The organism is Neisseria sp. HMSC064E01, from assembly GCF_001808875.1.
Classification (GTDB): Bacteria; Pseudomonadota; Gammaproteobacteria; order Burkholderiales; family Neisseriaceae; genus Neisseria; species Neisseria sicca_A.
This window is the reverse complement of the sequence record NZ_KV794981.1, coordinates 1-449: the sequence shown is the minus strand read 5'-3', so window position 1 is coordinate 449 and position 449 is coordinate 1. Positions and strand designations below refer to the sequence as shown.

Here is a 449-nt window from a genome sequence, read left to right as displayed (position 1 = left end):
AAACTCAGGATGGAAGACCAAAAAGGTCAGGAGCACATCAAACTCGCCACCGACTACCAAAAATCCCAACTCAACCTCGGCCACATCGTCGACTCAAGTCGGGAAAAACGTGGAGAAAACGGCGAAGGCTTCGAACTCAGAACCGACGGTTGGGGCGCCGTACGGGCGGGTAAAGGCATACTCGTCAGCGCACAAAACCAAGACGCCAACGGCAAAGTGCTGGATATGGACGATGCCATCGCACAAATTGAACAAGCACTCTCCCTCGCCAAAAGCCTGAACAAAGCCGCCCAAACCGCCAACAACCACAACACTGATGAAGAAACCCAAAGGGGTCGTCTGAAAGACGCACTCAAAGACCTGAAAGAGGCCGGTTTAATCCAAACCGCCCCCGCCGGCATCGCCACCGCAACCCAACAAAGCCAACTGCACACTGCCAATGAAAACAT

General features: G+C 53.7%; 1 protein-coding gene. It reads left to right on the top strand.

Annotated elements, in window-relative coordinates; translation table 11 throughout:
• Window positions 1–449, top strand: a 449-nt coding sequence (locus HMPREF2572_RS12780) for a type VI secretion system Vgr family protein (RefSeq protein ID WP_148132357.1), incomplete at both ends; no start/stop codon positions are given.